Source organism: Arthrobacter sp. Y3225116, from assembly GCF_059091245.1.
Genome location: NZ_JBNHGL010000128.1, coordinates 1 through 8,493, shown reverse-complemented (window position 1 = coordinate 8,493; position 8,493 = coordinate 1). Strand labels below are relative to the sequence as shown.

Here is an 8,493-nt window from a genome sequence, read left to right as displayed (position 1 = left end):
GCTTCGAAGCCGCGTCCCGTACCGGGGCTTCCGCCGCGGCACGGGCGCCGGCCGGGGCCTCGCCCGCCGCGTCCTGGTCGCCGGCGGGTGCTCCCGCGGGCGCGGTGCCGCGGGCCTTGAGGGCGCGGTCCTCCCGGGCGCCGCCCACCAGTTGGCCGGCGGCATCGGCTTCCTTCTCCACCTCTTCGGCTTCGGCGGCAGCTTTGGCCAGGTCGGCCTCGGTCGCGGCATCCTCGCTGATGCGCGCCTGGCCCAGCGTTGGCTCGGCCAGCTCCACCTCGTCGGCGGTGACGTGCAGGCTGGGGTCGGGTACCTCGAGGCCCTCGGGGCGCTCCAGCGGAGGCCTCCCGTCGTCGTCAGGCCGCTTGTCCTGTTCGCTCATGGGGAAACTTGCCTTCCGTGCGTGTTGTCCTCCGGGAGAAGGGGAGAACCGGTCCACGATGACTTTAGCCAACAATCCCGCGTCGCCGCACGATTTCGTCGTTTCGGGGACCGGGCGGGCCCCTTGCGGCCGCTGTTCGGGTGCCACGAGCGGTCGTGAAAACCATGTACCCTATAGGTACGACAGAATTGATCAATTATTCCGGGACCTCGTGCGCCAGTCGTGCGACCACTTCCGGATCGACGTACAAAGGGGGTCACGCCATGGGGCGCGGCCGTCAGAAGGCAAAAGCAACCAGGCAGGCCCGGGACATGAAGTATTTCAGCCCGGCCACTGACCTGACTGCTCTCCAGCGCGAACTCGGCGCTGCGAAACGCCATAACTACGACACGTTTTCCGAGGAGCCATATGAGCCGGACTACTCGGACTACGAGGACAAGTACGCAGATCAGTACGACGACGACGAAGACCACGGCAGCCGCAACGTAGGCTAGCCGGCTTCGGCCGTTTCCTCCCGGGACGCGAGTCTTCAACTGCAGCACGTCCTGTGCGCCGATCCCTGTTGACCGCACTGCGGCAAGGCGCCGTCCTGTCATGCTCTTGACGACGACGTACACGCTTATGCCCGCAAGGGCGGACAAGCTTTGCCGCCCTTGCGGTGACAGCCCTTAGAGTTCCTGCAGCAGGATGGGATCGGTGGTCGGCTGGGGGGAGCCCCCGGCTGGTTCTACCGTGAGTCCCACGTGGGTCGCACCTGAAATGTCCTCCAGCATGTTCATGCTGGTTTGCCCCGTGGCTTCGATAAGACCTGCAGGTATGGCCCCCTCGCCGGAAATCAGCCACAGTTCGTATGTGCGGTCCTCCGCCAGCACAGGCAGGCCTTCTGTGATCACCGCTGCTTTGCCGTTTTGGGCCGAGACCGCGATGTTGACCACCGCTCCGTCCGGCAAACGGCCCGGTATCACCTTTGAATCCCGGGCCATCAGGACGGACAGGACTTCAGCCTGCTGGTCGGCGAGAGCCTGCAGGTGCTGCTCGGTCTGTGCCTGGTCGTTCGCCAGGCCCACGGCCCAGCCGCCCAGGGCGGCCGCGGTGACCAGCAGGATCCCCGCCGCGGCGCCCAGCCACCGAACCGCCGTCGTACTCCCGGGCGCAGCGTTCACGCGGCCGACGCCGGTTTCCCCGGCCTTCCGACGGCCGCCAAGGTCCGTCACGACCGCATTCACCGGCACCTGGCGGGTGTTCCGGATGGAGGACATGACTTTGTCCTTGAGCTCCGGCGGTGGGGCCACGGCGGGAGTGCCGTAGGCCAGCAGGGCCGCGGTCTCGCTGAGGCCGCGCACCTCCTCGCGGCTGTCCTCGTTGAACAGCGCGTGGCGTTCGAAGGCCGCGCGCTCGTCGTCGTCCAAGGCATTGAGGGCGTACGCGCCGGTCAACAGATGCAACTGCTCGTCCATCACGCCACTCCCAACTTGTCCCGTAAGCGGATCATTCCGTCCCGGATCCGCGTCTTCACTGTTCCCACCGGAATATGCAGCATGGTGGCCACCTCCCGGTGCGTATGGCCGCCATAGTAAGCCAGCCTGATGGCTTCGCGCTGGTTGTCCGTCAGCGCATCAAGCGCCTTGGCTACGCGTTCAGACTCGAGCCGAAGTTCCACCGTACTGGCGACGTCGTCGTAGCTCGCTTGGTATTCCTTGACCCCTTGCCGCAGGTCCCGGTCTGCGCTGGCCTGGCTGGAGCGGACCCGATCCACGGCCCGCCGGTGTGCGATCACCAATATCCACGAGAGGGCCTTGCCCCGATCGGCATCGAAGCGTCCGGCCTGCTGCCAGACCTCCACGAACACTTCCTGGGCGACCTCCTCGCTTTGGGCGGGGTCGCGGACCACCCGCCGCACCAAACCGAAGATCGTGGGCGCCACGGCATCGTAGAGTGCCTCGAAAGCGGCTTCATCGCCCAGTGCCACGCGGCGGATGAGTTCCTCCTGCGTCGCTGGTCCGGCCGGCTCCACCGACCGCAGCCATGGCAATCGCATGGGGTCAAGGCTCTCACGTCCGTCCGCCACGGTGCACCTCCTGACTCCTGGTTTCGGCAGATTTCGCCCTGCTGCAGCTGCCTGCTGTTGCCTGGCCAAGGTACGACGGCGGCTTCGGGCCGCCGTCGTACCTTCCCCCATCGCTCCCCCCAAGGGGAGGGCTTCGGCCTACTTGGCCGGCGGCATCAGCACCGAGTCGATCAGGTAGACGGTGGCGTTGGCGGTCTGTACGCCGCCGCAAACCACCATGGCGTCGTTGACCATCAGTTCATCGCCGCTGCCGGTTACCTCCACGGAACCGCCCTGCACGGTGGCGTGCTTGCCGGCAATGTCCTCCGGCGCCAGCTGGCCTTCCACCACGTGGTAGGTCAGGATGCCGGTTAACAGGTCCGCATCCGCCTTGAGCGTGTCCACCGTTTCGGCGGGAATCTCCTCGAAGGCGGCGTCGACCGGCGCGAAGACGGTGAATTCCCCGCTGTTCAGCGTGTCCACCAGATCCACGTCGGGATTAAGCTTGCCGGAGACTGCAGCGGTGAGTTGGGTCAGGATTGGATTGTTGGAGGCAGCGACTGCGACAGGATCGGTGGCCATTCCTTCGACCGAGCCGGCGCCGTCGGGAACCTGCGCTGCGTAGTCTGCGCAGCCGGGTCCCACCAGGTTCGCCATCGGGTCTCCCATGTCTGTGCCGGACCCTTCCGGCGCCATCGACTCGGTTGTCATGGAATCGGGGCCGATGGTCTCTTCGCTGGCGGCGCCGGGAGCAGCCGTCTCGCCGGAGCCACCGCAGGCGGTCAGTCCCAAGCCTGCAGCCGCTACGAATCCCAGTGCTGCAAACGTCCTGTTAGTGTTCTTCAACATGGCTTTTCTCCTTGCCGGGTCGGCGGCAACTGCCGCCCTGATCCCGGCCGTGAAACCCTCCGGGCTGTCACCATGTATTCGGAACGGGGGCCGGGGCCGGATTGGATATCGGGGAAAAGTTTTCGGCAGGGCAGGGCAGGGCAGGGCAGGGCTCAGGGCTCGACGGTGACCGAGATGGAATGCCAGCCGGAGGCGCCGTTCGGGATGGGGTCTGCCCGTTCGGGGGTCTGCAGCCCGTCGGCGGAATCGTAGGCACGCACCCGCAGGTAATGCTGGCCGGACTCCGCCTCCCAGTTGAAGGACCACTGGCGCCACGTGTCGACGGTGGCTTCGGCGGCGAGGACGGCTTCCCGCCAGGGTCCGTCGTCCACCTGTATTTCAACGCGTTCGATGCCCCGCTGTTGGGCCCAGGCCGTTCCGCCCACTGCCACCCTGCCGGCCGGCACACGGGCGAACGGCCGCGGTGCCTCGATCCGTGATGCCGTCTTGATCGGCGCGCGCTCGGACCACCCGCGGTCCGTCCAGTAGGCCGTCTGGTCCTGGAACCGGGTGACCTCCAGATCCACAACCCATTTGGTGGCCGACACGAAACCGTAGAGGCCCGGGACCACCATGCGCACCGGGAATCCGTGCTCCAAAGGCAGCGGCTCACCGTTCATGCCGACGGCCAGCAGGGCATCGCGGCCGTCCGTCAGCGCTTCCAGCGGAGTGGAGGCGCTGAAGCCGTCCGCGCTGGTCGAGAGCACCATATCGGCGCCGGGCAGCGGACGTGCCCGGTCCAGTAGCTGCGCCAGGGGGTAGCCGAGCCACGTGGCGTTGCCGGCCAGTTCGCCGCCCACCGCGTTGGAGACGCAGGTCAACGTCACCTGCGCCTCGACGAGGCGGGAGGCCAGCAGCTCGGCGAAGGACAGGGTGAACTCCTCTTCCACCATGCCATGGACCCGCAGCTGCCAGATCGCCGGGTCCACTTCCGGTACCGCCAGCGCGGTGTCGATCCGATAGAAATCAGCGTTCGGCGTCACGAAGGGGACAACGCCCTGCACCGGTGCCTGCACGCCCGGCGGCATGGCTTCCGCGGGGAGCGCAGGGGCAGGCAGGCGCAAGGCACGCCGGATCTCCTGGACGCCCCCGCGCACTCCCTTGAGCGCCGCGCCGCCAGCTGCCATGACGGCAGCGCCCACGCTGAGGACGGCGGCGGCGGCGAAGAAGGAGCGCCGGGAGGGCGGCAGCCCGCTACCCGTATCAGTCATGGGGGATTGAGGTGAAAGCCGGTGCATCAGCAGTCGAAGGGCGGCCAGCCCGGCCACGGTCCCTGCCGCCGTCGGCAGCAGATCGAGGAGTTCGGCGCCCGACCGGGTGATCACTGCCAGGGAGATCACGCCGCCCAGCAGCAGCACGGCGGCGGCGCCGTGCCGCCATCGGCGCCGGGCCAGCAACCCGACCGCGGCGGCCAGAACGGCCATCACAGTGGCCATCGCCACGATCAGGGCGGCCTTGTCAGCCGTACCAAAGGTGTCCACGGCGAAATTCTTCAGCCACGTTGGCGTGAAATCGATGAACGCTGCTCCCACGGCGACCAAGGGAGAAGCAGCAGGGCGGAACCACGTGCCCACCAGCTGTGCGGTGCCCAGCAGGATGCTGGCCGCAATGATTCCCGCGGTGGCCGCCGGAATGGATCGGGGCAATAGTTTGAGAGTCTTCACACCTCGTATTCGGAGCCGGAGCCGGCGCGTATTGGTCCGGCGCCGCAACCGTCCTGACCCATCCTGGGTTTGTTCCGAATCGCCAGGTGGCCGGCCTAGCGTGTCCCGTCCCAGACGGCGACGACCCTCCGGTGCTTGGCATCTCCATCGGGGCGCATGTCCACCAGCGCCGCCTGGCCCACGTGGACGGTGTCGCCGGCGTGGAGCCGGCCTTCTGCCTGATGGCTGACGTGCGGGCGGAAGTTCTCCCGCAGGTGCTGCGGACTCAGCAGGTGGACCTCATCGCCCAGCGCGTCGAGCAGGCTGTCGTGCAGCAACTGCAGCCGTGGTTCCGGCTCGACGAGCGAGACCGGCACCGATCCGCCCCGCCCGAAGAACGCCTCGGCACCGATGCACACGTCAAACCCCAGACAGCCGGAGAGCGCCGGGCCAACGCGCCCGCCGACGGCGTCGGCCGGCTCCCGGGTATCGAAGCGGGCCAGTGTGATGTGCAGCGGCCAGCGGCTGCGCGGGAACGTGTAGCCGGCGGTCACCGGCCTGACGAACGCCACCACCACGTACGCACCCATGCGTCCAGTGTGCCACCCGGGCCGGCCGGCCGGCATGCCGGACAAAACCGCCCCCGCACCGTCGCGTTCGCGGTGCAGGGGCGGTCCGGTGTGCGGGCGGGCTAGGCGTAGGAGTTCACCAGGTGGACGGCACCGCCGTCGACGCCCTTGGCGCCCTGGACATAATCGATGCCGCCGAGGGACGGGTCGGCGGGACCGACCTGGCCCATCACCCACGCGGGCACGCCGCGCTCATTCAGGCGCTGCAGGGCGGCATCGGCACCGGCGCGGTCCACAATGGCAACCATGCCGACGCCGAGGTTCAGCGTCCGTTCCAGGTCGGCCTGCGGGACGTTGCCCAGTTCGCCGATGAGCTTGAAGATGGCCGGCAGCTCCCAGGTGGAACGGTCCACGGTTGCCATGAGTCCCTGCGGCAGCACGCGCGCGAGGTTCGCGGCCAGGCCGCCGCCGGTGACGTGGCTGAAGCCGTGGACGCCGGCTGCTTCGTAGCGTGCCAGGTCCAGGCAGTCCGCCGCGTAGACGCGGGTGGGCTCCAGGAGTTCCTCGCCCAGTGTCCGGCCGAATTCGCTGACCTGCCGGTCCAGCGCCCAGCCGGCATGGTTGATCACCCGGCGGACCAGCGAATACCCGTTGGAATGGAGGCCCGAGGAAGCCATGCCGATGACGACGTCCCCGTCCTTGACCCGCTCCGGGCCCAGCAGGTCGTCGGCCTCGACCAGGCCGGTGGCGGCGCCGGCAACGTCATATTCGTGTTCGCCCAGCAGGCCGGGGTGCTCGGCGGTCTCCCCGCCCACCAGCGCGGTGCCGGCCACCTCGCAGGCGGCGGCGATGCCGCGCACGATGTCGGCGATCCGCTCCGGGACCACCTTGCCGCAGGCGATGTAGTCGGTCATGAACAGCGGCTCCGCCCCGACCACCACGATGTCGTCCACCACCATGCCGACCAGGTCGAAGCCGATGGTGTCGTGGATGTCCATGGCCTGGGCGATGGCGACCTTGGTGCCCACTCCGTCGGTGGAGGTGGCCAGCAGCGGCTTGCGGTACTTCAGCAGTGCCGAAACGTCGTACAGGCCGGCGAAACCACCGACCCCGCCGATGACGTTGGCGTTGTGAGTGGCCTTGATGGCCCCCTTCATCAGCTCGACGGCCTTGTCTCCGGCCTCTACGTCGACGCCGGCGCTGGCGTAGGTGATCTGGCCCTGTTCGGGGGAGGTCATACTCGCTCTTTCTTGTCGTCGGCGGTCAGGAGCTTCTCCAGTTCCGAATCCGGCCCGGGGTCGCACGAGCCGTGTTCCTGGTCCGCCTCGCCGCGTTCCAGCAGGTTCTTGCCCAGGCGGTCGGCGGTGGGCAGTTCGATCGGATACTTGCCCGTGAAACACGCGGTGCACAGCCGCTCGCGGGGCTGTTCGGTCGCCTCGATCATGCCCTCTTCAGAGATGTATCCCAGGCTGTCGGCGCCGAGTGACGCCCTGACATCTTCGACCCCGATGCCGTTCGCGATCAGCTCGGCCCGGCTGGCGAAGTCGATGCCGTAGAAGCACGGCCACTTGATGGGCGGAGACGAGATGCGCACATGCACCTCGGCCGCACCTGCTTCACGCAGCATCCGGACCAGGGCCCGCTGGGTGTTGCCGCGGACGATCGAATCGTCAATCACCACCAGCCGTTTGCCCTGCACCACCGACCGCAGCGGGTTCAGCTTCAACCGGATGCCGAGCTTGCGGATGGTCTGGCTGGGCTGGATGAAGGTCCGGCCCACGTAGGCGTTTTTGACCAGTCCCTGTCCGTAGGGGATGCCCGACGCCTCGGCATAGCCGATGGCGGCCGGGGTCCCGGATTCCGGCGTCGGAATCACCAGGTCGGCCTCGGCCGGGTGTTCCTTGGCCAGCTTCCGGCCCATTTCCACGCGGGCAGCGTGGATGCTGCGGCCGTTAATGGACGTGTCCGGGCGGGCCAGGTAGACGTATTCGAAGACGCAACCGGCAGGCTTCTTCTCGGCGAAGCGCTGGGAGCGCAGGCCGTTCTCGTCGATGGCGATGAATTCGCCGGGTTCGACTTCGCGGACGAAGGATGCGCCCACGATGTCCAGCGCAGCGGTCTCGGAGGCGACCACCCAGCCGCGCTCCAGCCGGCCCAGCACCAGCGGGCGGACCCCGGCCGGGTCGCGGGCGGCGTACAGCGTGCCTTCGTCCATGAAGGTAAAGCAGAAAGCGCCGCGCAGCTTGGGCAGCAGTTCCAGCGAACGTTCTTCGAGGGTCTGGCCCTCCTCGCCGGCCATGAGCGCGGTGACCAGCGCGGTGTCCGTGGTGTTGCCCTGCGCCAGCTCGCCGCGTTCGGGCTTGCCGAACTTCTCCAGCACCTTCTCGTACAGCTCGGCGGAGTTGGTCAGGTTGCCGTTGTGGGCCAGCGCGACGGTGCCGGTGGCGGTGGCGCCCAGCGTCGGCTGCGCATTCGCCCACGTGGAGCCGCCGGTGGTGGAATAGCGGCAATGGCCGACGGCGATGTGCCCGCTCAGCGTGTTGAGGGTGGTCTCGTCGAAGACCTGGGACACCAGGCCCATGTCTTTGTAGACATTGATGCGTTTGCCGTCGCTGGTGGCAATACCGGCGGACTCCTGTCCGCGGTGCTGCAGGGCGTACAGGCCGTAGTAGGTAAGTTTTGCTACTTCTTCGCCGGGTGCCCAGACGCCGAAAACGCCACAGGCGTCCTGGGGTCCCTTTTCGCCGGGGAGAAGTTCATGGGAGAGTTTTCCGTCACCGCGTGCCACCCGCCCATTCTCTCATGCACCCCGCCGCTCGGGCGCACCGAGGTGACCGGCATTACGGGCGCCGGTCGGCAGGTTACGCCCGGCGTTCGCCCTCGATGCTGCCCCCGGTTTCGCCCTCGGTTCCGCCCTCGGCCCCGCCCCCGGTTTCGCGGTCCCGTTCGCGGGGGACGGCGGTG

8 protein-coding genes and 1 pseudogene are annotated in these 8,493 nt (G+C 68.0%); 1 reads left to right on the top strand and 8 read right to left on the bottom strand.

The window, feature by feature from the left end:
- Positions 1 to 382, bottom strand: a pseudogene (locus AC5RV2_RS11885) (hypothetical protein); the annotation flags it as partial.
- A 263-nt stretch (positions 383 to 645) separates the two neighbouring features.
- Here AC5RV2_RS11885 and AC5RV2_RS11880 point away from each other — a divergent pair.
- Positions 646 to 876 carry a DUF3073 domain-containing protein gene (locus AC5RV2_RS11880; protein WP_494092496.1) on the top strand — a complete coding sequence of 77 codons (231 nt, stop codon included), beginning with the start codon at positions 646 to 648 and terminating at the stop codon, positions 874 to 876.
- Between the two features lie 174 nt (positions 877 to 1,050).
- On the opposite strand, the gene AC5RV2_RS11875 is transcribed toward AC5RV2_RS11880, so the two are convergent.
- From AC5RV2_RS11875 to purF, 7 genes are all read right to left on the bottom strand, one after another.
- Positions 1,051 to 1,839, bottom strand: coding sequence for an anti-sigma factor (locus tag AC5RV2_RS11875; protein ID WP_494092495.1), 789 nt, complete (start codon positions 1,837 to 1,839; stop codon positions 1,051 to 1,053).
- Positions 1,839 to 2,420, bottom strand: coding sequence for an ECF RNA polymerase sigma factor SigK (gene sigK / locus AC5RV2_RS11870; RefSeq protein WP_494092494.1), 582 nt, complete (start codon positions 2,418 to 2,420; stop codon positions 1,839 to 1,841). The genes AC5RV2_RS11875 and sigK overlap by 1 nt, the downstream gene beginning before the upstream one ends.
- A gap of 168 nt (positions 2,421 to 2,588) precedes the next feature.
- Positions 2,589 to 3,278 carry a fasciclin domain-containing protein gene (locus AC5RV2_RS11865; RefSeq protein ID WP_494092493.1) on the bottom strand — a complete coding sequence of 230 codons (690 nt, stop codon included), beginning with the start codon at positions 3,276 to 3,278 and terminating at the stop codon, positions 2,589 to 2,591.
- A gap of 152 nt (positions 3,279 to 3,430) precedes the next feature.
- A complete protein-coding gene (locus AC5RV2_RS11860; RefSeq protein ID WP_494092492.1) occupies positions 3,431 to 4,981 on the bottom strand; it encodes a molybdopterin-dependent oxidoreductase in 1,551 nt (516 codons plus the stop codon).
- Between the two features lie 95 nt (positions 4,982 to 5,076).
- Complete coding sequence (locus AC5RV2_RS11855; RefSeq protein WP_494092491.1) at positions 5,077 to 5,550, bottom strand: 2'-5' RNA ligase family protein; 474 nt, start codon at positions 5,548 to 5,550, stop codon at positions 5,077 to 5,079.
- Positions 5,551 to 5,651: 101 nt separating this feature from the next.
- Positions 5,652 to 6,767: a phosphoribosylformylglycinamidine cyclo-ligase gene (gene purM / locus AC5RV2_RS11850; RefSeq protein ID WP_494012868.1), complete on the bottom strand. Its 1,116-nt coding sequence runs from the start codon at positions 6,765 to 6,767 to the stop codon at positions 5,652 to 5,654.
- Entirely contained in the window at positions 6,764 to 8,317 is a 1,554-nt protein-coding gene (purF, locus tag AC5RV2_RS11845) for an amidophosphoribosyltransferase (protein WP_494092490.1), read from the bottom strand. Before purF ends, purM begins: the two co-directional genes overlap by 4 nt.
- Positions 8,318 to 8,493: the final 176 nt, after the last annotated feature.

What these genes read in the sequence shown, in the direction of transcription:
- AC5RV2_RS11875 (WP_494092495.1), bottom strand. Translation starts at nt 1,839, where the DNA reads ATGGACGAGCAGTTGCATCTGTTGACCGGCGCGTACGCCCTCAATGCC.
- AC5RV2_RS11865 (WP_494092493.1), bottom strand. Translation starts at nt 3,278, where the DNA reads ATGTTGAAGAACACTAACAGGACGTTTGCAGCACTGGGATTCGTAGCG.
- purM (WP_494012868.1), bottom strand. Translation starts at nt 6,767, where the DNA reads ATGACCTCCCCCGAACAGGGCCAGATCACCTACGCCAGCGCCGGCGTC.
- sigK (WP_494092494.1), bottom strand. Translation starts at nt 2,420, where the DNA reads ATGCGATTGCCATGGCTGCGGTCGGTGGAGCCGGCCGGACCAGCGACG.
- AC5RV2_RS11855 (WP_494092491.1), bottom strand. Translation starts at nt 5,550, where the DNA reads ATGGGTGCGTACGTGGTGGTGGCGTTCGTCAGGCCGGTGACCGCCGGC.
- AC5RV2_RS11880 (WP_494092496.1), top strand. Translation starts at nt 646, where the DNA reads ATGGGGCGCGGCCGTCAGAAGGCAAAAGCAACCAGGCAGGCCCGGGAC.